The organism is Dactylosporangium fulvum, from assembly GCF_025137375.1.
In the GTDB taxonomy this organism is placed as follows: domain Bacteria; phylum Actinomycetota; class Actinomycetes; order Mycobacteriales; family Micromonosporaceae; genus Dactylosporangium; species Dactylosporangium fulvum.
Window position 1 is genome coordinate 8,555,398 of sequence record NZ_CP073720.1, and the last position, 22,477, is coordinate 8,577,874.

The window sequence follows — 22,477 nt, forward strand, 5'->3', positions numbered from 1 at the left end:
AGGCGTGCATCAGTTCGCGGTCCTGCGCAATTTCTGCAGCCGGGCGCCGAAGAGCGCCTCGGCGCCGTCGAGCCGTTCCTGCGCCCGGGACGCCGCCGCGGCGCGGTCCGCGGCGTCGGCCTCGAGGTGGACGTCGAGCTCGGCCCTGGCCTGTTCGGCCACGATCACGGGGTCGACCACCCCGCCGGCGGCGCCCGGGATGCTCGCGGCGAAGCGCCACAGCAGGCGGCGGGCGTCGTGGGCGTCCTCGGGCAGCTGCGCCACCCGCTGGGCCACCCTGATCGCGCCGGTGAGGAAGTCGACACGGGCGCTCAGCGGCCCGACCACCCGGGTCTCGAGCGGCCAGGTCGACAGTGCGAGCAGGCCCCGCGCCGGCGAGAGGAGGTCGGCGGTGAGGGCGGGGCACAGATAGTACGGCCGGGCGAACGGAGCGATCTTGAAGGAGCGCTCCTCGTCGCGGCGCAGGCTGGTGAGCCGCGCGGCGACCAACTCTCCCGGGAAGAAGGCGTCGTGCACCGCGATGATCAGCTTGGGCGCCGCCGGGACGCCCAGGAGCGTGAGCGCGTGGTGCACCTGCTCGCGGATGGAGAGCATCGGCGGCGCCTTGCGGCCGAGCGCTTCGGGCTGCGCCGGGACGGCCCGGTCCTCCAGGTCGGCCAGGGCGTCGTCCCAGGCGTGCTCCGCACGGCGCAGTTCGGCCCGCAGTGTGCGGGCGTGCGTCCGGTCACCGGCGGTGGCGGCGCGCCGCAGCTCGCCCCGCAGCCGGTCGATCCTCCGCTCGAGGGCCTCGATGGAGGCCGAGGTCGGTTCGGACACGAACGGCACGGTAGCCGGTTCCAGCAAACTCCAGCAAAGACCAGTGTCGGCGTGTCGCTGCGTTCGCTAACTCACGTGCCGCCGCGTTCGCTGTGTTACGCCGGGACTGGCGTCGCATGCTCCGGCACGGCCGCAGGGTTGCGCTTCGGCATCGGGATGAGCTGCGGTTTGCGCTTGGCCGCGAGGTCCTCGACCCAGCCGAGACTGAGCACCACCACCGCCACCAGCAGGAACACGGCACTCAGCTGGATCAGCCCACCGGTCGCGCCGAGCAGCGAGACGCCGAGCCACAGCGCGGCGTTGCGCACGAAGATGATGATGGCCTCGTGCCAGAGGTAGATGGTGAGCGCACGCCGGTTGACCGCCTCGACGACCGGCTCCGCGGTGCCGAGGGACATCACCGCCGGCGCGGCGTTGAGCATCACCAGCAGGAACGCGGTCGACCACAGCGTGTCGGCGACCGGCGCGTCGTTGAGGTCGTAGCCGCGCGGGCCGGGGTTGCTGTAGAGCAGGGTGAGCCCGATGCCGCCCATCACCGCCGCGAGCGGCCAGAGCACCTTCTTCGAGATGCGCTGGAGGGTGCCGTCGTGGTGCGCGAAGCCGAGCATCCAGGCCGGCGCGTACAAGAAGAAGTCACGCACGATGCCGCCGCTGCCGTGGCCGGTCTCCCACAGCACGACCAGCACCGTGAACGGCACCAGCAGCGACGGGATCGGCCAGCGGCGAAACGCCCACAGCAGCGCCGGGGACAGGATGATGAACCAGAGGTACGAGCGGATGTACCAGATCTGGCCGAACATCGGCGCGCCCCAGTCGCTCGCCGGCGGGTCGGTGAACGGGAAGAACCACAGCAGGAGCCGCCACGTGTGTTCCAGGCCACCCATGATGCTCATGATCACCACGGCGAAGGTGCCCAGGACCCAGAACGGCGGCAGGATGCGGCGCATCCGCCTGGCGAGGGACTGGACGCCGGAGCGATCCAGTGAGGCGGCCATCAGGGAACCGCCGAGCGCGAACATCAGACCCATGGCAGGGAAGGCCACGGTCAGCCACGCGAATCCGAGGGTGTGGTAGGTGACCACGCGGATGATCGCGACGGCTCGCAGGAGGTCTACGTACCGGTTCCGCATCCCCTACAGGTTGCCCTGTGCGCCTTAGCGGCAACCTTCGTTAAGCTCAAAATTAGCTGTGTTTCTTCTCAAAAATCGTAGAGTCCGCAAGCCGTAACCGATCGGGCAATCGGCCTGGTTCACCTTTTTCTCACCTGTTGGACACTGATCTCACCCTGCGGTCGGCGCCGGCGGGTGCGGGCCCGTCGATTTCGGCCGAGACGTCCGGTTCACGCTCCCGACATCCGATCGAGGGTCGCGGCAAGCGAGTCGTAGTCGTACGCCCCGTCGTGGAGGACCCCGTTGACGTAGAACGCCGGGACGTCGCCGACGCCGCTGTCCCGGCCACTGCCCAGGTCGCGGTCGATCCGTTCGTAGTGCGCACGGGTCCCCCCGGTGTCGGACAGCCCGAACTGGTCGGCGTACCGCGCGAGGTCCGCGTCCTCGAGGCGGTCCTGATGGGCGAGGAGCAGCGCGTGCATGCCCCAGAACGCGCCGGCGTCGGCGGCCGCCTCGGCGAGCAGGGCGGCGGGCATCGCCCGGGGGTGGGCGTCGACGAGGGGAAAGTGGCGGAATGCGAAGCGCAGCCGGTCACCGAAGCGCAACTGCAGGCGTTCGACGACGCCGAAGGCCCGCCCGGTCCCAGGAGAGACGTAGTCGCCGTACTCCACCAGGGTCAGCGGCGCGGTCGCGTGGCCCTGGACGTGGTCGCCGCCGGCCAGCGGGAGGCTCAACCTGGTACCCATGCGGTCATCCTGCCCATAACGGGCAGGATGACGCATGTGTGCGGTACTAGTCCAGCAGCTCGGTCACCGTGCCGGCGCCGACGGTACGGCCACCCTCACGGATGGCGAACCCGAGGCCGACGTCCATCGCGATCGGCTTGCCGAGCTCGACCGTCAGGTCGACGGTGTCACCCGGCATCACCATCGTGACCTCGCCGAGGTCTACCGAGCCCACCACGTCCGTGGTGCGGAAGTAGAACTGCGGCCGGTAGTTGGCGAAGAACGGCGTGTGCCGGCCACCCTCCTTCGTGGTGAGCGCGTAGACGTGCGCCCGGAACCGCCGGTGCGGCGCAACCGTGCCGGGCAGGGCGACCACCTGGCCGCGCTGCACCTCGCCACGGCGGACACCCCGCAGCAGCAGCGCCGCGTTGTCACCCGCCTCGGCCTGGTCGAGCTGCTTGCCGAACATCTCCAGGCCGGTCACCACGCTGGGCTGGGTGGGCCCCAGCCCGACGATCTCGACCGGCGTGTTCAGCACCAGCTTGCCCCGCTCGACGGCGCCGGTGACGACGGTGCCCCGCCCGGTGATGGTGAGGACGTTCTCGATCGGCATCAGGAACGGCTCGCCCAGCACCCGCTCGGGCAGCGGCACGTACTCGTCGACCGCGTCGAGCAGGTCGGCGACCGCCTGCACCCACACCGGGTCGCCCTCCAGGGCCTTGAGCGCCGAGACGCGGATCACCGGGATGTCGTCCCCGGGGAACCCGTACTCGCTCAGCAGCTCGCGGACCTCGAGCTCGACCAGGTCGAGCAGCTCGGTGTCGTCGACCGCGTCGGCCTTGTTCATCGCCACGACGAGGTAGGGCACGCCGATCCGGCGGGCGAGCAGCACGTGCTCGCGCGTCTGCGGCATGACCCCGTCGACGGCGCTGACGACCAGGATCGCGCCGTCGACCTGGGCCGCGCCGGTGATCATGTTCTTCACGTAGTCGGCGTGACCGGGCATGTCGACGTGCGCGTAGTGGCGCGTCGCCGTCTCGTACTCGACGTGGGCGATGTTGATGGTGATACCCCGGGTGATCTCCTCCGGCGCCCGGTCGATCCCCTCGAACGAGGTGTACCGGTTGACCGTCGGGTACCGCTCCGCGAGCACCTTGGTGATGGCGGCGGTCAGGGTCGTCTTGCCGTGGTCGACGTGACCCATCGTGCCGATGTTGAGATGAGGCTTGGTCCTCGTGTACGCCTGCTTGGCCATCTGACACTCCACAGTGGATTTGTGGTCTGGTGTGCAGAACCCTGGGCCGAGGCCGGGAATCCTCTTGCGAAAGGGGCGTCCGGCTCGGCCGGCTCACCCTCCTCCGTCGGTTCCGCAGGAAGCTGCGGGAGGAGGGTCAGCGTCGCAGGCCGGCCTCTAGCGCCGCGTCTAGCGCTGAAGGCGCCCAGGCGACCGCCGAGCCGGCCGGCAGGCCCAGCTCCAGGAAGGCGGTCGTCACGATCACGGGACGAACCGTAGCGCGTCGCCGCACCGAGCGGCAACGTATTTAGCTATGGCGTTGGACACATACCCCCAGGGGGTACGCCTACTTGGGGAGACGCAGCGCGATCGTCGGCGCGTCGGCCATCACCGAGTTGGGCGCGCCGCCCTTGGCGACGTCGGCCGGCGGCCGGTCGGCCCGGCCGACGGTCACCTCGGGATAGAGCTCGACCTCGTCCCATTCCCCCATTGCCTGGGCCTCGTGCCGGTTGAGCTCCACCTCCCGCGGTGCCGCGGCCGCCGAGGTGCGGGCCAGCACCGCGGCACCGTTGGTGCTCACGTCGGTCACCAGCACCATGCCGTCACGCAACTCCAGGCGGACGTGGTTGCGGCTCACCCGGCGGCTCGCCTCGTCGTCGAGCCAGTTGCCGATCGTGATGCCCTCCTCCGGGGCGCGGCCGACGACAACCGGCCGGGCCGCGGTCAGCGGGAACCGGGTGCGGACCGTGCCGTTGATCCGCACCACCATCGGCACCGCGGGCGGGCGCACCCCGGCGTCGATGAGCCGCTCGCCGTGCCGCGGGCAGATCGGCGCGCCGCTGGGCAGTGCCGGCGGAGCCTGACCCGCGCCGGCGGCCGGCGGGCGGCCGAACACCGGACAGTCCCCCGCGGGGCACCGCCAGAACCGGCTCAGCACCGGATGCGGCCGGGGCGTCGACCCGGCCGACGGCGCCATCGTGAGGTCCATGCCGCCACGGGCGCCGATCGTCACGTACACCGGGCCGGGGTGGCCGGGCAGCGGCACCCGGCTGATCACCGGCAGGCCGGTGAGCGCCGCGACCTCCCGCACACGGCCGCCGGGCCGCGCGCCGGGTGGCAGCATCTCGATCAGCCCGTCGTCGGACCAGCGGCGCAGCACCATCCGCTCGTTGGAGGTGAAGTCGGTGTCGGACATCGCGCCGCGCTCCGCGACGGCATAGAGCCCGACCCCGCCGTCACCCAGCTGACGGCTGAGCGCGTCGACGAAGAGCCCGAGGCGAAGCAGCGCGGCCGGACGGCCACTGTCGAGGTCGACGCTGCGGGCCGCCTCCACCAGGTCGATGACGCCACCCGCGGCCAGCGGGTCGACGCTCAGTCTCCGCTCGATCGCGTCAAGTGCACGGCTGGTTTCGAATCGCACCCCGATATCATGCATCAATCCGGTGTCCGCAAAGCCGCCGCCGACCACCTCGGCAACCGACGGCGGGCCTTGCGTCGCGCATCGGCGTCACCTCGGGGGGAGAGGCAGGGGAAGGCACCGGCACGCGGTATTCATGTCGTGACTGTTGGTAACCAACGGTAGATCACCGTTCGGCGTGAAGACAGCGGTGAATGGCTGAATGAACTGCGGCCTCAGCCGCCGCAGACCTTGGCGACCTCGGCCAGCCGGTGCGCGTCGATGCCGTCGCGCTGCTCGACAGCGAGCGGATGGTCGGTCGGCTCCAGCTCGACGCACGGCCGGCGCCCCGGCTCACGGGTGTGCACCCGACTCTTCAGCTGCAGCGTCTCCGGGTAGCCGGGGATGTTGTTCGAGAGCCAGCCGAAGTACGGCTTCTCCTCGACGCGGCCGGGGTCCTCCCAGCGCTCGACGGCCCGCTCGAAGTTCGCCGGGCTCAGGCTGACCCAGACGTTGTAGGTGAGCTGCTCCTCGGTGCCCTTCACCGGGATCTCGATCAGGCCCCGGATGAAAAAGTGCCGCTCCTCCACCTCGGGGGCGTCGATGCAGCACAGCTCTTCTTCCAGGAACGACTCGCCGCCGACGCCCGGCGCGCCCCAGTAGTCCGGTGCGGAGAACGCCCAGACGCTGGGCACGTCGCCGAGGTCGAGGCCGCAACACTCGCAGACGAAAGTCACCGCGGCATCCTTCCAGACGACCGGCGGCGGCCACCCGCGGGCCGGAAGCGCGGCCGGCTCGGTTTCAGCTCTGGGACGCGATCTCACGGGCGCGGTCGCGGGCCGCCTCCAGCGCGGCCAGGAACGCCGCACGGACGCCGTGGTTCTCCAACTCCCGGATGGCGTTGATGGTGGTACCGGCGGGTGACGTCACCGCCTCGCGGAGCTTGACCGGGTGCTCGCCGGACTCGCGCAGCATCACGGCCGAGCCGATGGCCGACTGGACGATGAGGTCGTGCGCCACCTGGCGGGGCAGGCCGAGCAGGATGCCGGCGTCGGTCATCGCCTCGACCAGGAAGTAGAAGTAGGCCGGGCCGGAGCCGGAAAGGGCGGTCACCGCGTCCTGCTGCGACTCGGGGACGCGGATCGTGCGCCCGAGCGGCCGGAACATCTCCTCGGTCTGGGCCAGGTGGTCGGCGGTCGCGTGCGAGCCGGCCGAGATCGCGGTCATGGCCTCGTCGACGAGCGCCGGGGTGTTCGTCATGACGCGGACGACGGGTGTCCCCTCGGGGAGGTACTTCGCGAAGAAGGCGGTGGGCAGGCCGGCGCAGAGCGACACCACGAGCTTGTCCTCGGGCACCTTGGGCCCGATGTCCTCGAGCAGCGTCCCGGCGTCCTGCGGCTTGACCGCGATCGTGAGCACGTCCGCCTCACGCAGGGCGGTCTCGTTGTCGACGACGCGGATGCCGTAGCGCTCGGTGAGCTCCTGGGCCCGCTCCGGCCGCCGCGCCGTGGCGATGAGCCGGTCGGCCGACCAGCCGGCGCGCAGCAGCCCGGACAGCAGCACCTCGCCCAGCTTCCCGGCGCCGAGGACCGCAACGATCCGCACGTCGAACCTCCTCCGTTCGAGCCTGCCCGGGGCACCGCACGAGGCGGACCCGGCGCGGCTCCCAGACCTCAATCTTGCCGGCCGCCGGGCGGCCGCGGACAGCGCCGTGACCGGCAGCGGCCCGCGGCACAGTGGTCGCGGGCCCTGCCGGTCACGGACTCCGTCAGGAGCCGAAGAAGACCTCGGCCTCGGTGTACCGCTCGACGGGCACCGTCTTCAACTCACGCGTGGCCTCGGCCAGCGGAACGCGGACGATGTCCACGCCCTGGAGGGCCACCATCTTGCCGAAGTCACCCTCGTGGACCGCGTCGATCGCGTGCAGGCCGAAACGGGTGGCCAGAACGCGGTCGAACGCGGTCGGGGTGCCGCCGCGCTGGATGTGACCGAGGACGACCGTGCGGGCCTCCTTGCCGGTCTTCTCCTCCAGCTGCTCGGCCAGCCACTGGCCGATGCCGCCCAGCCGGACGTGGCCGAACGCGTCGAGCTCCTGGTTGTGCAGCACCATCTGGCCGTCGAGCGGCTGGGCGCCCTCGGCGACGACGACGATCGGCGAATACTGCGTCTGGAACCGCTTCTCGACGTAGCCCGCGACCTGCTCGACGTCGAACTGCCGCTCCGGCAGCAGGATGACGTTGGCGCCACCGGCGAGGCCGGCGTGCAGCGCGATCCAGCCGGCGTGGCGGCCCATGACCTCGACGACGAGGGTGCGGTGGTGCGACTCGGCGGTGGTGTGCAGCCGGTCGATCGCCTCCATGGCGATGTTGACCGCGGTGTCGAAGCCGAACGTGTAGTCGGTGGCGCCCAGGTCGTTGTCGATCGTCTTCGGCACGCCGACGACGTTGACCCCCAGGTCGGTCAGCTTCGCGGCGACGCCGAGGGTGTCCTCGCCACCGATCGCGACGAGCGCGTCGATGCCCAGGTCGGCCAGGTTGGACTTGATCTTCTCGACGCCGCCGTCGATCTTGAACGGGTTGGTGCGCGAGGAGCCGAGGATGGTGCCACCGCGCGGGAGGATGCCGCGCACCTGCGCGATGCCCAGCTCACGGGTGACGCCTTCGAGGGGTCCGCGCCAACCGTCACGGAAGCCCACGAACTCGTGGCCGTAGGTGGAGATCCCCTTGCGGACCACGGCACGGATGACCGCGTTGAGACCGGGGCAGTCGCCGCCGCCGGTCAGTACGCCGATACGCATGCTTGATCTTGCCTTCCTGGTTGCGTTGCTCGCTCGATCCGTGCGGACGGGCGCGGTCGAGCCGGAGTTACCCGCCCATGGCGACGCTGCCGATTCACAGCGCACTGTAGTCGCTCCGCCTGAACGTTCAGCAGTCGTCCCTCCGGATTCCGAACATCTTCGCCGACTCGTGTTCCTGCGCGAGGCGTCGCAGCGCGGCCAGCAGCGAGTCACCGAGGATCGAGCCGACGACCGCGGCGTGCAGCTTTCCCTCGGCGTCCGAGGCCCGCCCGACGAAGTGCAGGTCGTGCACCGCGATTTGCTCCGCCACGTCGGCGTACTGCTCCAGCAGATCCGCGACATCGGCTCCGACCTGCTCAAACGCGGCGAGCACCTCGGCGGTGGCCTGCCGGGCGGGCGCACCGGACCTGACGAGCCAGCCGCGGCGTGCCACGAGGCCGTCCACCCGGACCTTCGCCGCCACGACGGACGCCGGATCGACGGCGTCCCGCGTGGTCACGGTCGTCGGCAGCGCCGAGCCGAGCACCGAATGCACGTCCGGATCCGGCTGGTCCAGCGCAGTCAGCAGTTCACGAATCGTGGCGATGGGCAGTCGACCGATGTCCAGCAGGACCCGCACGAGCCGCAGCCGCTGGACGTGACGGTCGTCATACCGAGCCTGATTGGGGCTGGTCAGCTCGCCGGACGGCAGGAGGCCTTCGCGCAGGTAGTACTTGATCGTCGGCACCGGCACGCCCGTCTTCTGGCTCAGCTCTGCGATGCGCATGAAACTCCTTCCGACCTTGATATGGATAGTGTAGCTTTCCAATAGCAGACAGCACCGCTATCCATTCTTGGGAGCCTCCGATGCGTGTCGCTCAACTTCACCGCCCTCTCATCGTCGTCGCGGCTCTCATGGCCGCCCTCGCCGTCCTGGCGGCCGCCGGCATCGCCGTCGACGACCGCATGCTGGTCGGCGCGCCGATCTGGCTCAAGCCGCTCAAGTTCGCAGTGTCGATCACCGTCTACGCCGTGACCATCGCCTGGATGGTGTCGCTTCTCGACCGCCACCGGCGCTTCGGCTGGTGGCTCGGCACCGTGATCGCCGCCACGATGCTGATCGAGATGGTGGTCATCGTGGGCCAGGCGGCGCGCGGGCACCAGAGCCACTTCAACAATCAAACCCCGCTCGACGCCACGTTGTTCAGCATCATGGGCGCCACGATCGCGATTGCCTGGCTCGCCACGCTCGGGCTCGCGATCCTGCTGCTCATCCAGCGGCTGCCGGACCGCGCCGACACGCTCGCGGTGCGCTTCGGCCTGCTGGTCGGGCTCGGCGGCATGGCGGTCGGCTTCCTGATGACCATGCCGACCAAGGCGCAGCTCGCCGAGGAATCCCCCGGCATCGTCGGCGCGCACAGCGTCGGCGTCGCGGACGGCGGACCCGGTCTGCCACTGGTCAACTGGAGCACGACCGGCGGGGACCTGCGCGCCGGGCACTTCATCGGCATGCACGCGCTGCAGGCGCTGCCGCTGCTCGCCTTCAGCCTGACGCTGCTGTCACGGCGGCTGCCCCGCCTGCGCGCCGGGCGGGTCCGCACCCGGCTCGTCGTGGTCGCCGGCCTCGCCTACGCCGGGCTCACCGTCCTCGTCACCTGGCAGGCGCTGCGCGGCCAGCCGCTGATCCACCCCGACGCGCTCACGCTCGCCGTCGCGGGCGGACTGCTGCTCGCGACGGCCGGCGGGGTCGTCCGGGCGGTCGCGCCGACCGGCGACACCGAGGACATCGAGGACACCGCGGCACCGGCGCCGGTCCCGGCCGAGGTGGCGTGATGGCGTCGACGCTCTTCCAGCTGGCGTTTCTGGCGGCGGTACCGTTCTGGGCGCTCATGATCCTCACCCCCACCTGGCGGTGGACGCACCGGATCGTCTCGTCACCGCTGATCGTCCTGCCCGCGCCGGCCGTGTGGGTGGTCGCGATCCGGCCGGTGTTCGGGGACTTCGCGGCGGAGATGCTCAACCCCTCCCTCGACGGCGTCCGGACTCTCTTCACCGACGACATGGTGATCGCCGCCGTGTGGGCCCAGGTGCTGGCGTGGGACCTGTTCGTCGGCCGCTGGATCTACCTGGACAGCCGGGAGCGGCGGATCCACCCGCTGATCATGGCCCCGGTGCTGGTGCTGACGATCCTGCTGTCGCCGATCGCCGTGCCGCTCTACCTGCTGCTGCGCTCGGCCCGCCCGGCACCCGCCGCACGACCGGCTACGCAGGACGCATGACCCGCCAGCGGGCGAGGTTGTGCCGGGCGTCCACCAGCGCGTCGTGCCGCCCCTCGGCGACCGGCAGCGGTGGGCGACCGGACTCGTCCCAGAGCTGGCGCAGGTCCTTGGTGAACCGGGGGATCTCCCGCGGCAGCGTGGGCATCGGCCCCCACAGCTGCGCCAGGGCGACGTGGTCATAGGCGGCGTACCAGGCCCAGAGCTCGAGCTCGTCCGCCTCCCCGCTGCGCAGCGGCTCGGTGAGGAACTCGAGCAGCTCGCCGCGGATCCGGTCGCGGGAACGCCACGCCCGGTCGGCCGGCGAGGGGAGCTTGTCGAGGACGTTGCGCCGCACCCACGGCACCGCGCGGGACTCGTCGAACTCGGTCGAGACGGCGTAATACTCCCGTCCGTGCTCGTCGACGACGCCGATCGAGACCAGATCGATCAGCCGTCCGTCCTCGATGAACTCACAGTCGTAGAAGTACCGGTGCACCACCATCCGCTTCATCCTGCCCGTGTCGCCGCGACGGCGGGTCGGCGGGGGTGGCCGGATCACGCAACGTAGTCGGGAATGGGATCATCCGGCCTTCCGGCGCGATGTGCCGGATATCACCCGGTGGATTCGAAAGGTCAACGAACCGGGCGCCTGCGGATCGACCACGGACGAGCGGCCGGGCCGCGGGTGCTCGCACCACCCGCGGCCCGGCCGCATCCCTCTCCACCGCCCCCGCCCCCCAGCGGTTCGCGTGGTGGCACTAGCCTGCCTGCGTGCTCATGCACGGGCTGTCGGTGAGCCGATGCGGGGGATGTACAGACTCCGACACGCGCGTCATGATCTGGTAGAAGTTCATTACTGTGCTCGTGATCACCTAATGTTGATCACGAGTCCGTTCAAAGCTGAACCGGGAGGGGTTTGACCGTGGAGGGTCGACTGCCAGATCCCGGCGACGCACTGACCGGTGTGGACATGTTCAGTGGTCTGGATCCCGACGCGCGTCAGCGGGTCATCCAGGCGGCGGTGCCACGGACATACCGCAAAGGCCAGCTGCTGTTCGTCGAAAACGATCCGGGCGAGTCACTCATCGTGCTCAAGCGCGGTGCCGTGATGGTGTTCCGGACCGCTCCGACCGGCGAGCGCGCGGTGCTTTCGGTGGTCCGGCCGCCCGATGCGCTCGGCGAGGTGTCCCTGCTCGACGGCGCCGGCCGGTCGGCGTCGGCCGAGGCGATCGAGGACTGCCAGGCGCTCGCGCTCTCTCGGCACGCGTTCATCGAGCTGGTCCACGCCAACCCACGGATCCTCGACGCCGTCATGCGGTCGCTGGGCGGGCTCATCCGGCGGCTCACCGAGCAGAACGCCGACCATGTCTTCCTCGACCTGCCCGGCCGGGTCGCCAAGACCCTGGTCCGCCTCGCCGGCGAGACCAACGCGCCGATGGTCACCATCGAGCTCAACCAGAGCCAGCTCGCCGAGATGGCGGGCGGCTCGCGGCAGAGCGTCAACCAGGCGATCGGCTCGTTCGCCAGCCGCGGCTGGCTGCGCACCGAGGGCCGCCGGATCGTGGTGACCGACCTCAGCGCGCTGCGCCGCCGGGCCGGCATGGTCGACCGCTAGCGCCGGTAAACCTTTCAGGCATCGTCGTCCGGACGGGCGGTTGGGTCGACCCAGCCGTCCGTCCCGTTTTTCCTGTATGCACGACGTCGGTCGCCTCCAGCTCGGCGAGCGTGGTCGCGTCGACCTCGACCGGGTCACCGGCGGAATGCGGCGTGCCTGTCGCATCCGTCCAGTCCCGGTCGAGTTGTGCCGCTGGCATCGTTCGCCTCCCCTGCGTCGAACGTGAATGTGCTCAACATTCCGCGTTCACGCGCTCTCTCTGTGTACACCTGGCCGGTGCGGTCGCCGACATGTGAGGATGTGTTTCTCAGCGAGGTTCGGGAGTGTCGGCGATTTCCAGTCAGTGCGCACGCTGCGGCCGCCAGGCAGGCGAGGGCGACCGGTTCTGTGGCGGATGCGGCGCCGAACTGAGCCCGGCCTGTGTCGCATGCGGTCGCACTCTGAGCCCTGACGCCGCGTTCTGCACCGGCTGCGGCACCCCGCGCGACGCTGCCGCCGCGGCCCGCAACCTCTCCCGCGCCGAGCGCCCGATGGGCCGCGCGACGGTGCCGATCCCGGTGCCCCGCAGCGAGGACCGCCGGCGCATCAGCGTGCTGTTCGTCGACCTCATCGACTTCACGCCGTATGTCGAGCGCGCCGACCCCGAGCTGGTCCGTGAGCTGCAACAGAGCTTCTTCTCCACCGCCCGGGAGGTCATCGGGCAGTACGGCGGCGTGGTCGAGAAGTACATCGGCGACGCCGTCATGGCGCTCTTCGGCGCCCCGGTCGCGACCGAGACCGACGCGGTGCGCTGCGTGCGGGCCGGCCTGGAACTGCAGCGCGTCCTGGCCCGCTACGCCAACACCGCCGAGGGTTCCACCGACCGGGCGCTGCGCTTCCGGGTCGGTGTGGCCACCGGCGAGGCGCTCGTCGACGTCGCCGCGGCCCGTGACGGCGGGCAGGCCATCGTCGCCGGCGACGTGGTCAACACCGCCTCCCGGCTGCAGTCCCTCGCACCGCCCGGCGGCGTGCTCGTCTGCGGCAGCACCTATGCGCTGACCAAGTCCTCGATCCGCTACGAGGCCCAGCCGCCGGCCGTGCTGCGCGGCCGGTCCACGCCGACCGAGGTCTGGCTCGCGCTCGCCCCGCTGCGGCGCAACCACCCGGACCGCGAGGCCGGCTCGACCCCGCTGGTCAACCGCACCCACGAGCTCAGCCTGCTGGTCAACGCGCTGCACCGCGGCCTGCGTGAGCGCACCCCGCAACTGGTCACCGTGCTCGGCCACGCCGGCATCGGCAAGAGCCGGCTGGTCCACGAGCTGTTCCTGCACGCCGAGCGGCTCTTCGACGCGCCGGTCGCCTGGCGCACCGGCCGCTGCCCGCCGTTCGGGGAGAACGTCACGTATGCCGCCCTCGCCGACATCGTCAAGGCGCAGGCGGGCATCCTCGACACCGACAGTGCGGAGACCACCCGGGGGCGGCTCGACACGGCCCTGGCGACGATCGTGGGCCCGTCGGAGGCCGAGCGGCTCGCCGAGGCACTCAGCCCGCTCGTCGGCCTCGACGGGCCGAAGATGCCCGCCGACGAGACCGAGTCGGCGTGGCGGCGGTTCGTCGTGGCGCTGGCCGCGCACCGCCCGACCGTGCTCGTCTTCGAGGACCTGCACTGGGCCGACGAGTCGATGATCAGGTTCGTCGAGCGGCTCGCCGCCTCCGTGCGCGACGTGCCGCTGCTGCTGCTGTGCACGGCGCGTCCGGAGTTCCTGGAGCACAACCCGAGCTGGGCCGGCGCGGTCGCCGGGTCGGTGACCATCACGCTGCCCCCGCTGCGGGACACCGAGATCGCGACCATGTATGCGCACCTGCTCGGCCAGGCCGCGTTCCCGACCGGCTCGCTCAGCTCGCTGGTGGAGCTCGCCGACGGCAATCCGCTGTACGCGCTGGAATACACACGCATGCTCGCCGAGCAGGGCAACCTGCGGGCCACCGACGCGCTCGGCCGGACCCTGCCCATGCCCGACAGCGTCCACGCCGTCATCGCCAACCGGGTCGACCTGCTCGACGCCGCCGACCGGGCCGTCCTGCAGGCCGCCGCCGTCGTCGGCATGAACTTCTGGCCCGGCGCGGTCGGCGCCGCGATGAGCCGCCCCGCCGACAGCATCGAGCGCTCGCTGCGCCGGCTCGAGCAGCGTGACCTCATCCATGAGCAGGCGGCCTCGACGATGGCCGGCCAGACGGAGTACCGCTTCGGCCACGTCCTGGTGCGTGACGTCTGCTACCAGCGGCTCCCCCGCACCGAGCGGGTCGCGCGGCACGAGCTGACCGCCGAGTGGCTCGACAGCGTGGCCGCCGACCGGGACACCGACCTGGCCGAGGTGGTGGCCAACCACCGGTACACGGCCTACGAGATCGCGCAGTCGCTCGGGCTCGACGCCAAGCGGTACAGCGTGCCCGCCCGCGACGCGCTGCACCGTGCCGCCCGGCGCGCGTATGCGTTGCACGCGCTCGACGCCGCCACCGCGCACGTCGGCAAGGCCCTGGCGCTGTGCGACGGCGACGCCGATCGCCCGGAGCGGCTGCGCATCGAGCAGCTGGCCACCGAGATCAGGTTCTACGCCGACCCGCAGGGCTTCCTCGACACGGGCGGCGCCGACCAGCTCGCCGGGCTCGCCGAGCGGCTCTACGCGGCCGGCGACCAGGCGGGGGCGGCCCGCGCGTGGACGGTCCGCGGCCAGGCCGCCTGGCTGCGCGCCGACCGGCTCGACGCGCTGTCCTGCCTCGACCGGGCGGTCGAACTCTTCGACGAGCTGCCCGATGGCCCGCAGAAGGCCGACGCGTACGCCGAGCTGGGTCGCCTGCACATGTCGAACTTCGAGGTCGAGCCGGCCGTCGCCGCGGCCAGCGTGGCCGCCGAGATCGCCGACCGCCTCGGCCTGATCGAGGTCGCCACCGGCGCCCGGATCACGATCGGCACGGCACTGTTCCAGGCCGGCGACCGGTCCGGGCTGGTCGAACTGCAGTCGGCGCTGGAGGTGTGCCGCGAGCGGCGGCTGCTGTCCGAGCACCGGGCGCTGCGCAACGTCGCCTGGGCGCTGCTGGAGGACGGCGACTGGACCGCCTCGCAGGCGCTGCTGGAGGACAGCGGCGACGTGGTCCCCGGCAGCCACACCCTCGCCACCGGCTACTCCGAGGCGGCGCAGACGGCGTATTTCACCGGCGACTGGCCGACCCTGATCCGCGCCGCCGAGGCCGCACTGGCCGAGTCGGGCCTGGAGTGGGATCTGCAGATCGTCGGCGTGCACGCCTGGATGAAGATCCTGTCGTCGCTGGAGCCCGTCGGCGACGGCGTCGAGGACCTCCTCGCGGCCGGTCGCCGCAGCGGGTTCTACCGGCTGCAGTGGACGGTCCTCGGCCAGGGCGCGCTGTGCCGGGCGCTGCAGGGCCGCGAGCAGGAGGCGGAGGCGCTCATCGTCGAGCTCGCCAAGAGCTGGCGCGAGGTCCGGGCCATCGCCAGCGGCGAGTGGATCGACGCGACGGCACACGCGGCCGTCCTGTCCGGCCGCCCCGCGATGGTGGCGATCCGTGACATGCTGGCCGACGTCCCCCATCGCACCCCCTGGGTCGAGGCGGCGATGCGGACCATCACGGGCGGCATGGCCTGTCTGGACGGGGACTACGCCAGGGCGGCCGACATGCACCTGGCCGCGGCCGAGATCTACTGCGAGATCCCGAACGCGTCGGCCCGCACGCTGTCACTGACCTGGGCCGTGCAGGCCCTGGGCCACCTGGGCGACGAGGACCGCCTGGAGCCGTGGCGCAGTGAGCTGGTCGCGTTCGCCACCCAGGCCGGCGCCCCCCGCCTGCTGGTGCTGGCCGGCCTGCCGCCGATCTAGTCACACCGCGACCGGCTCGGCGGGCTTGGGGTCCGCGGCGCTCTTGACCTTCTGCGCGTACATGTCGATGTACTCGCGGCCGGAGAGGACCATCAGCTCGTACATGATCTCGTCCGTCACCGCGCGCTCGATGAACCGGTCGCCCGACATTCCGGCATACCGGGAGAAGCCGAGCGGCGGGCCGAACTTGATGTGCACCCGCTTGAGGTTCGGCAGCCTCTGGCCGATCGGTTGCACTTTGTCCATGTTCATCATCGCCACGGGCACCACCGGAGCGCCCGACTCCAGCGCGAGCCTTGCCACGCCGGTCTTGCCCCGGTAGAGCCGCCCGTCGGGTGAGCGCGTGCCTTCGGGGTAAATGCCGAAGATGCCGCCCTCACGCAGGATCTTCAGCCCGACCTCGAGGGCGGCGCGCGCCGCCTTGCCGCCGGAGCGGTCGATGGGGACCTGGCCGGTGCCCGCGAAGAAGAGCTTGGTGAGCCAGCCCTTCAGCCCCTTTCCGGTGAAGTACTCCGACTTGGCCGGGAAGGTGACCCGGCGCCGGACACTCAGGGGCATGAAGATCGAGTCGGCGAACGAGAGGTGGTTGCTGGCGATGATCACCGGACCCTCGGCAGGGACGTGCTCCAGCCCTTCGACCTTCGGACGGAAGATGAGCTTCAACCAAGGCCCGAGGACGATGTACTTCAGGACCCAATAGAGCACGGCCAGCCTTTCAAGATCGCGCGACAATCGGTGATGACCGTCGCAATGAGCGTACGAAGCAGTACGGCACACCACAACGCACTCCCGGAAGCACGCCCGGGCATGTCAGGATTTCGGTCAGCGGTAAGTTCGCGGCGCACCCGGAGTCGCGAGGGCCACCGCGGGGAGGGGCGAGCTGTGCCAGGGGGTGGGGCGCGGCGCGGCCGGCGGGACAACGGCCTGGTAGCGCAGGAATACGCAGTGGTCGGCGACGTCGATCCCCGGGTCGGGGAGCACCTCCTCGACGTGTTGGCGGCCGGCGGGATCGCCGCATACCTTCAGCCTGCCACCGATCTGCATCCGGTGACCCGCACCACCACACTGCCCGCCCGGCCCACCGACCGGCTCTACGCTGATCGGGAGCACCTCGCAACGGCACGGGACTATCTGGCCCAGCTCACCTCCGTGCCCGAGCAGCACACCCCGCCCGCCGAGGCCGCCCAGCCGGCCACGGCGTCACCCACCCCGCCGACCTCCCGTGACATGCCGCCGTCCCGCGAGAAGCCCTCGCCGGAGGTGTCCAACCAGGAGGCGTCCTCGCAGGAGGCCAAGACGAGCCGCAAGTCCGACGACGAGACGTTCGCCAGCATCATCGCGGGCTTCCACACCACCGTCGACCCCACCTCCGCCCCTTGGCCCGCCGCCGAGGACCTCGACTCGTCGAGCAGCACCGTCCCCGACATGGACACCGAGCCGGCCCCCCGCACGCCGCTGCGCCGGCCCTCGGACGCGGTGGACCGGTCGCTGCTGGACAGCCTCGACACGTTCGGCGCGGACCTGCCGGATGAGGAAGAGGAGGGGTATACGCCGCCGCCCCCGCCCCCGCTGCCCAAGATCGCGCCGTCGACCATGCTGGCGGTGGTGGCCCTGATCGCCGGCCTGCTGCTGCTCTTCTGGCCGGACCTGCTCCCGCTCGGCGCGCAGACGACCCTGTTCCTGGGTTTCGCGGCGGTGCTGGCCGGGTTCGTCACGCTGATCCTCCGGCTGCGCCCGGGCGACGAGGAGGACGACGACCCGGACAACGGCGCCAAGGTCTGAGCACTCCCCCGGGCGCTCAGCGGGACTTTTCCAGCCAATCCAGGATCGCGTCGATGGGCTCCTGCCAACGCGCGTCCAGCATCAGGTCGTGGCCCATGCCCGGGAACAGCAGCGGGGAGCCGCCGTAGCGGCGGGCCACCCACTCCAGCGCCGAGCCGGACACCACCCTGTCGTCCGGACTGCCCACCACCAGGACCGGCGGGTCGCCCACCGGCGGCTCCGGCTGGCGGCGGCGGATGAGCTGCCGCTGGGTGGCGGCCGGCACGCGTTGGAGGCGCTTCGCGTACGACTGCGCGAGGTTTGCCGGCAGACCGCGGCTGAACAGCTGGGAGGACCGCAGCGACACCCGGCCGCCGAACAGGCCCGGCAGCGTGCCGGCCGGGTTGCGGCGCAGCATGCCGAATGCCGTGCCCATGCCGCCGAAGACGGGCGACACCAGGACGCCGGCCCGGGCCGGGTAGCGGGCGAGCGCCTGCGCCACGACCAGCGCGCCGGCGCCGTGTCCCACCAGCACCGCCTGCTTCGGCAGCGAGGCGGCGACCTGCGTGACGTCGTGGACGTAGTCGCGCAGCCGTGCCTGCGGGAAGGGCCCGCTGCCGCCGTGACCGCGCAGGCTCATCGCATAGGCCGGGAACCCGCGCCCGGCGGTGTGCTCCAGCCAGTGCTGGGCGAACGCCCAGGCGGCGTGGCCGTAGCCGGGGACGAACAGGACCGGCGGGCCCTGCTCACCGGCGTCGGGAACGGCGTCGAGGACCTCACGCCGCACCGGCACCGGGGGGTTCGACCACTCGTCCGAGCGCATCACGCGCGTGCTCAACGGACCGCCTCCAGCTCGTGCAGGGCCTTCTCCAGCTCACGCAGGTACACGAAATGGCTCACCTCGAACCAGTGCCGCGTGGAGTCGGTGACCTTGCCCTGGGTGTACCGCCGGTCGCCCTCCTGCCGCAGCCTGGCCCAGATCGCCCTCGACCGGTCCGGCGCGGCGTCGAGGACGCGGAGCCACTGCGCGATGAACACCGTCTGCCAGTGCGACAGCGTGAACAGTGCCGAGTCGGGCTGCAGGAGCCCCGTGACGGCGAGGGTCGGGTGGCTGCGCGACAGCATCTGCAGCGCGAGCCGCGGCCGGCCGGCGGCGTCCATCGACAGCAGTTCCGGGGCGAGAAACTCGAACTTCGGCAGGTAGCCGGTCGCGAAGACCACCAGATCCGGGTCGACCACCCGCCCGTCGGCGAGGGTCACCTCCATCCGGTCGAAGTGCTTCACGTCCGGCACGGAGGTGATGCCGCCGTGCCCGAGGTAATACGGCAGCTGGCTGTTGACCAGCGGATGCATCTCGAGGATGCCGTGGTCCGGCTTCGGCAGGCCGAACCGGGTGAGGTCGCCGACCGTCATCTTGATCGTGCGGTGCAGCAGCCACTGGCGCAGCTTGAACGGCAGGCGCATCGCCAGGATCCGGTCGTTGACCTGGTCGGCGGGGCGGCCGAGCGCGAACTTCGGCGCGTACCAGTAGCCGCGCCGGGTCGAGTGCCAGCACTTCGCCGCCTGCTGGGCCGCCTCGACGGCGATGTCACAGCCGGTGTTGCCGGCCCCGACGACGAGCACCTTCTTGCCGCGCAGCTGTGCGGCGTCCTTGTACTGGCTGGCGTGGATCACCTTGCCGCGGAAGTCAGCCAGCCCTTCGTACTCCGGCATCTTCGGCGACCAGTTGTGGCCGTTGGCGGCGACCACGGCCGCGTAGCGCATGGTGCGCGGCGCGCCGCCCCGCGAGCCCCGGACGGTGACGTCCCACCGCGGCGGGCCGCCGCCGGCGTCCTCGGCCGGCTCCACCCGGGCCACCTCGGTGCCGAACCAGATGTGGTCGCGCAGCGAGAAGTGGTCGGCGTAGCGCTCGAAGTAGGCGAGCAGCTGCGAGTGGTGCGGGTAGTCCGGCCAGTCGTCCGGCATCGGGAAGTCGGGGAACTGCGTGAAGGGCTTCGATGAGATGAGGTGCGTGCTGGCGTAGACCGGGCTGCGGTCGTGCCGCCAGTTCCACCCGCCGCCGACGCCCGTCTCCCGCTCGTAGCAGTCGACGCCGAACCCTGCCTCGCGGAGGTTCTTGATCGCGGTCAACCCGGTCCCGCCTGCGCCGATGACGCAGACGGTGTCGCCGCGGTCGTAGACCGGCTCCCCGTCGCGCCAATGGGTCGCGTTGCCGGCGGGCTCCTCGGCGAAGCCGTCGAATCCGCTGTCGGAACTCACCCGTCGTCTCCCCACTGCACCGGTATGCGCGCAGATCCTCGTCCGGTGGAGGGGGGTTTGTCCAGTCCGACTAGTCGATCTCCAGGTCGACCACGACGGGGAAGTGGTCGCTCGCGGCATGGGCCTGCGGGGTGTCGACGACGTCGTACTGCAGCACACGCATCCGCGGATCGGCGAACACCGCGTCGATGCGGTCCCGGGGAGCCGTGCACGGGAACGTGTGCCGCTCGTCCTCGCCGGCGGCGTCGGCGAGGCCGTCGGCGATCATCCGCCAGGCGGCCCCGCCCGAGTTCTCGTTGAGGTCGCCGCCGAACACCACCGGCTCGGCGACCTCGTTGAGGTACTTCTTCAGCAGCGCCGCCTGATGCGGGCGCTCGTTGGCGTCGGTGGACAGGTGCGAGCCGACCGCCACGAAGGTCGAGCGGCCGACGCGGCAGCGCACGAACGCCGCGCCGCGCATGTGGCGGCCCGGCGTCAGCGGATACTGCACGTTCCAGTTCTCGACGGCCCGCACCCGCAGGTTGGTGAGGATCAGGTTGCCCAGCGACGGCAGCCCTCCCCCGCCGATCACCAGGTCGAAGTCGCGCGCCAGGTCGGCCGACTTCTGCCGCCAGCGGAACCGGCGGGGCGCCTCCTGCAGGATCGCGACGTCGGGCGCGACCTCCCGGACGACCGACGCGAGCGCGCGCCGGTCGTCCCGAAGCGAGTGCAGGTTGTACGAGAGCACGCGCACCTTCGTCATGGCGTCAGCTTCCTCCTTGCCGGTCGACGCCTTCGGCGCTGGACCTCTTACACCCGGGCGAGGTCCGCCGCCCCGACGACACCGGCCAGGTTGCCCATCAGCGCGGGGCGCACCTCGGCGACCGGCAGCCGGCCGCGCTGGGCGAGTTGCTCCTCGTAGCTGGCCCGCGCCGGCTTCATCAGCAGGTCGCCGGCGTCGATCACGCCGCCGCCGACCACGATGACCTGCGAGTCCAGGACCTGCACGATGTCGGCGAACGCGACACCCAGCCAGCGGCCGACCTGCTCGAACGCGGCGATCGCGACCGGGTCGCCGGCCCGCGCCGCCTGGGTGATCGCCGGGCCGTCGATCTTGTCGACCTCGCCGCCGACCAGGTTGAGCAGCTGCTCGGCGGCCTCGGGCCGCTCGCGGGCGTCGGCGCGGGCGAAACGGACGAGGGCCCGGCCGCTCGCGTACTGCTCCAGGCAGCCGTGCCGGCCGCAGCCGCACGGGTGGCCGTTGGGGACCATCAGCGCGTGACCGAGCTCGCCGGCGATGCCGTGTGCGCCGCGGATGAGGTTGCCACCGATGACGATGCCGCCGCCGATGCCGGTGCCGACGGTGAACAGGACCATCGAGTCGTCGGCGTCGTGCGCGGCGCCGAACCGGAACTCCGCCCAGGCCGCGACGTTGCCGTCGTTCTCGACCACGCAGGGCAGCCCGACGGCGGCGACGATCTTGTCGCGCAGCGGCTCGTTGCGCCAGGCGAGGTTGGGCGCGAACTGCACGATCGACCGCGTGGCGTCGATCCAGCCGGCCGCGCCGATACCGACGGCGTCGACCGGGTGCGACGCGGCCAGCTCCTTGATCACGTCGATGATCCGGTCGGCCGTCTCACCCGGGTCCTGCGCGGGCGTGTCGCGCCGCGTCTGCGCGAGCACGTCACCCGCGGAGTCGACGACACCGCCGAGCACCTTGGTTCCGCCGATGTCGACGCCGATGGTCAGCCCCACTGCGGCAGGCTCCTCTCGTTCTGGCTCAGGTTTCCGAGGTGGCCGATCGCCAGACGTCGTCGTCTTCGTCGGAGTTCGAGGCTTCAGCGCTACGGGCTGAGCCTGTTGATTCTGCACGTCCGGACGTGCTTGTCGATTCTGCACGTGCAGTTGCGCCGAAGGAACGCAGGACCCCCGCCAGCCCGACGGCGATGTCACCGACCCCGGTCGCGACGCGCTCGGCAAGGTCCGGATCGGGGTTGCGCGCGGCGGCGATGGCCTTGCAGACGGGGCAGGCGCAGCACTCACCGGAGCCGGTCGCGAAGCCGGCGGCCCGGTCGGCGGCGACGGACAGCGCGGCGAACGCCGTGGCGACCAGCCGCTCGGCCTCCTCCCGCGGGTCACGGTGGGTCATGATGTCGCCTCGACGCGGCGCTTGAGCTCTTTGAGTGCGGTGTCCATGATCATCTTCTCAGCCTTGCGCTTGAACATGCCGATCATGCCGATCGCCAGCTCCACGGCCAGCGAATAGGTGACCGTGGAGGTGCCGTCGGCGTTGGCGGTAATGTCATACGAGCCGTCCTGCTGCTTCTGCATCTTCGACGGCGCCACCAGGCTCCACTCGATGCGGCTCAGATCCTCGGCGTATTCGTACTGCAAAGTGTATTCGTCGGTGAACGGGCCAGAGTCCAGCACGAAGCGAACCTGACTGGCATACCCGTCCTCGTATTCCTCGACCACCTCGATCGACTTCACCGCGGCCACCCATTCCGGGTAGCGCGCGAAGTCGGCGATGACCGCGGCGACCCGCTCCGGGGTCGCGTCAATGACGATCGACTGCGTCGAAGTGTCGGCCATGCGTGGCAGGCTACCTCTGTCCCGGCGGGAGCGGCCCGTCGGCTCGCCGCTGGTCGACGCGGTGGGAGCACGAGGACGGCGAACA

22 protein-coding genes are annotated in these 22,477 nt (G+C 71.2%); 5 read left to right on the forward strand and 17 right to left on the reverse strand.

The features are described 5' to 3' along the window. Positions 1-9: 9 nt before the first annotated feature. From Dfulv_RS39315 to Dfulv_RS39355, 9 genes are all read right to left on the reverse strand, one after another. Complete coding sequence (locus tag Dfulv_RS39315) at positions 10-816, reverse strand: hypothetical protein (RefSeq protein ID WP_259858883.1); 807 nt, start codon at positions 814-816, stop codon at positions 10-12. A gap of 95 nt (positions 817-911) precedes the next feature. Then, positions 912-1,946 (reverse strand): acyltransferase family protein, encoded by a 1,035-nt coding sequence (locus Dfulv_RS39320; RefSeq protein ID WP_259858884.1) that lies wholly within the window; start codon positions 1,944-1,946, stop codon positions 912-914. A gap of 209 nt (positions 1,947-2,155) precedes the next feature. After that, positions 2,156-2,671: a DsbA family protein gene (locus Dfulv_RS39325; RefSeq protein ID WP_259858885.1), complete on the reverse strand. Its 516-nt coding sequence runs from the start codon at positions 2,669-2,671 to the stop codon at positions 2,156-2,158. Between the two features lie 46 nt (positions 2,672-2,717). After that, positions 2,718-3,905 (reverse strand): elongation factor Tu, encoded by a 1,188-nt coding sequence (tuf, locus tag Dfulv_RS39330; protein WP_259858886.1) that lies wholly within the window; start codon positions 3,903-3,905, stop codon positions 2,718-2,720. Between the two features lie 325 nt (positions 3,906-4,230). Then, entirely contained in the window at positions 4,231-5,304 is a 1,074-nt protein-coding gene (locus Dfulv_RS39335; protein ID WP_259858887.1) for an FHA domain-containing protein, read from the reverse strand. Between the two features lie 212 nt (positions 5,305-5,516). Then, a complete protein-coding gene (locus tag Dfulv_RS39340; protein ID WP_259858888.1) occupies positions 5,517-6,017 on the reverse strand; it encodes a DUF2199 domain-containing protein in 501 nt (166 codons plus the stop codon). 64 nt (positions 6,018-6,081) lie between these two features. Continuing rightward, the gene (gene proC / locus Dfulv_RS39345; RefSeq protein WP_259858889.1) at positions 6,082-6,885 is read right to left on the reverse strand and encodes a pyrroline-5-carboxylate reductase; all 804 of its coding nucleotides are present in this window, start codon (positions 6,883-6,885) and stop codon (positions 6,082-6,084) included. A gap of 163 nt (positions 6,886-7,048) precedes the next feature. After that, positions 7,049-8,077 carry a 6-phosphofructokinase gene (locus Dfulv_RS39350; protein ID WP_259858890.1) on the reverse strand — a complete coding sequence of 343 codons (1,029 nt, stop codon included), beginning with the start codon at positions 8,075-8,077 and terminating at the stop codon, positions 7,049-7,051. Between the two features lie 127 nt (positions 8,078-8,204). Continuing rightward, entirely contained in the window at positions 8,205-8,843 is a 639-nt protein-coding gene (locus Dfulv_RS39355; protein WP_259858891.1) for a MerR family transcriptional regulator, read from the reverse strand. A gap of 80 nt (positions 8,844-8,923) precedes the next feature. On the opposite strand from Dfulv_RS39355, the gene Dfulv_RS39360 reads away from it, so the two are divergent. Together Dfulv_RS39360 and Dfulv_RS39365 are read left to right on the forward strand one after the other, a co-directional pair. Then, on the forward strand, positions 8,924-9,889 hold the full coding sequence (locus tag Dfulv_RS39360) for a hypothetical protein (protein WP_259858892.1): 966 nt from the start codon (positions 8,924-8,926) through the stop codon (positions 9,887-9,889). Then, a complete protein-coding gene (locus Dfulv_RS39365) occupies positions 9,889-10,335 on the forward strand; it encodes an ABA4-like family protein (protein ID WP_259858893.1) in 447 nt (148 codons plus the stop codon). The genes Dfulv_RS39360 and Dfulv_RS39365 overlap by 1 nt, the downstream gene beginning before the upstream one ends. Here Dfulv_RS39365 and Dfulv_RS39370 read toward each other — a convergent pair. Next, the gene (locus Dfulv_RS39370; protein WP_259869101.1) at positions 10,319-10,813 is read right to left on the reverse strand and encodes a polyadenylate-specific 3'-exoribonuclease AS; all 495 of its coding nucleotides are present in this window, start codon (positions 10,811-10,813) and stop codon (positions 10,319-10,321) included. The genes Dfulv_RS39365 and Dfulv_RS39370 overlap by 17 nt on opposite strands. Positions 10,814-11,236: 423 nt before the next feature. On the opposite strand from Dfulv_RS39370, the gene Dfulv_RS39375 reads away from it, so the two are divergent. Beyond that, complete coding sequence (locus tag Dfulv_RS39375; protein WP_259858894.1) at positions 11,237-11,929, forward strand: Crp/Fnr family transcriptional regulator; 693 nt, start codon at positions 11,237-11,239, stop codon at positions 11,927-11,929. Between the two features lie 323 nt (positions 11,930-12,252). After that, a complete protein-coding gene (locus Dfulv_RS39380) occupies positions 12,253-15,801 on the forward strand; it encodes an ATP-binding protein (RefSeq protein ID WP_259858895.1) in 3,549 nt (1,182 codons plus the stop codon). Here the strand turns inward: Dfulv_RS39380 and Dfulv_RS39385 are convergent, their stop codons facing one another. Continuing rightward, positions 15,802-16,506, reverse strand: a complete 705-nt coding sequence (locus tag Dfulv_RS39385) for a lysophospholipid acyltransferase family protein (protein ID WP_259869103.1) — start codon at positions 16,504-16,506, stop codon at positions 15,802-15,804. A gap of 177 nt (positions 16,507-16,683) precedes the next feature. On the opposite strand from Dfulv_RS39385, the gene Dfulv_RS39390 reads away from it, so the two are divergent. Next, the gene (locus Dfulv_RS39390) at positions 16,684-17,583 is read left to right on the forward strand and encodes a DUF308 domain-containing protein (protein ID WP_259858896.1); all 900 of its coding nucleotides are present in this window, start codon (positions 16,684-16,686) and stop codon (positions 17,581-17,583) included. Positions 17,584-17,599: 16 nt separating this feature from the next. On the opposite strand, the gene Dfulv_RS39395 is transcribed toward Dfulv_RS39390, so the two are convergent. The 6 genes from Dfulv_RS39395 to Dfulv_RS39420 all read right to left on the reverse strand — a co-directional run bounded on the left by Dfulv_RS39395 (position 17,600) and on the right by Dfulv_RS39420 (position 22,392). Next, complete coding sequence (locus tag Dfulv_RS39395) at positions 17,600-18,385, reverse strand: alpha/beta hydrolase (protein ID WP_259869106.1); 786 nt, start codon at positions 18,383-18,385, stop codon at positions 17,600-17,602. An 11-nt stretch (positions 18,386-18,396) separates the two neighbouring features. Then, entirely contained in the window at positions 18,397-19,821 is a 1,425-nt protein-coding gene (locus Dfulv_RS39400; protein WP_259858897.1) for a flavin-containing monooxygenase, read from the reverse strand. A 70-nt stretch (positions 19,822-19,891) separates the two neighbouring features. Beyond that, a complete protein-coding gene (locus Dfulv_RS39405) occupies positions 19,892-20,563 on the reverse strand; it encodes an endonuclease/exonuclease/phosphatase family protein (RefSeq protein WP_259858898.1) in 672 nt (223 codons plus the stop codon). A gap of 47 nt (positions 20,564-20,610) precedes the next feature. Then, complete coding sequence (locus tag Dfulv_RS39410) at positions 20,611-21,555, reverse strand: ROK family glucokinase (RefSeq protein WP_259858899.1); 945 nt, start codon at positions 21,553-21,555, stop codon at positions 20,611-20,613. Between the two features lie 25 nt (positions 21,556-21,580). Then, positions 21,581-21,949 (reverse strand): hypothetical protein, encoded by a 369-nt coding sequence (locus Dfulv_RS39415; RefSeq protein WP_259858900.1) that lies wholly within the window; start codon positions 21,947-21,949, stop codon positions 21,581-21,583. Further along, positions 21,946-22,392: an SRPBCC family protein gene (locus Dfulv_RS39420; RefSeq protein ID WP_259858901.1), complete on the reverse strand. Its 447-nt coding sequence runs from the start codon at positions 22,390-22,392 to the stop codon at positions 21,946-21,948. Before Dfulv_RS39420 ends, Dfulv_RS39415 begins: the two co-directional genes overlap by 4 nt. Positions 22,393-22,477 lie beyond the last annotated feature (85 nt).

Coding starts and splice junctions, on each gene's coding strand:
- Dfulv_RS39320 (WP_259858884.1), bottom strand. CDS start 1,946: ATGCGGAACCGGTACGTAGACCTCCTGCGAGCCGTCGCGATCATCCGC.
- Dfulv_RS39325 (WP_259858885.1), bottom strand. CDS start 2,671: ATGGGTACCAGGTTGAGCCTCCCGCTGGCCGGCGGCGACCACGTCCAG.
- tuf (WP_259858886.1), bottom strand. CDS start 3,905: ATGGCCAAGCAGGCGTACACGAGGACCAAGCCTCATCTCAACATCGGC.
- Dfulv_RS39350 (WP_259858890.1), bottom strand. CDS start 8,077: ATGCGTATCGGCGTACTGACCGGCGGCGGCGACTGCCCCGGTCTCAAC.
- Dfulv_RS39355 (WP_259858891.1), bottom strand. CDS start 8,843: ATGCGCATCGCAGAGCTGAGCCAGAAGACGGGCGTGCCGGTGCCGACG.
- Dfulv_RS39360 (WP_259858892.1), top strand. CDS start 8,924: ATGCGTGTCGCTCAACTTCACCGCCCTCTCATCGTCGTCGCGGCTCTC.
- Dfulv_RS39365 (WP_259858893.1), top strand. CDS start 9,889: ATGGCGTCGACGCTCTTCCAGCTGGCGTTTCTGGCGGCGGTACCGTTC.
- Dfulv_RS39395 (WP_259869106.1), bottom strand. CDS start 18,385: ATGCGCTCGGACGAGTGGTCGAACCCCCCGGTGCCGGTGCGGCGTGAG.
- Dfulv_RS39405 (WP_259858898.1), bottom strand. CDS start 20,563: ATGACGAAGGTGCGCGTGCTCTCGTACAACCTGCACTCGCTTCGGGAC.
- Dfulv_RS39415 (WP_259858900.1), bottom strand. CDS start 21,949: ATGACCCACCGTGACCCGCGGGAGGAGGCCGAGCGGCTGGTCGCCACG.
- Dfulv_RS39420 (WP_259858901.1), bottom strand. CDS start 22,392: ATGGCCGACACTTCGACGCAGTCGATCGTCATTGACGCGACCCCGGAG.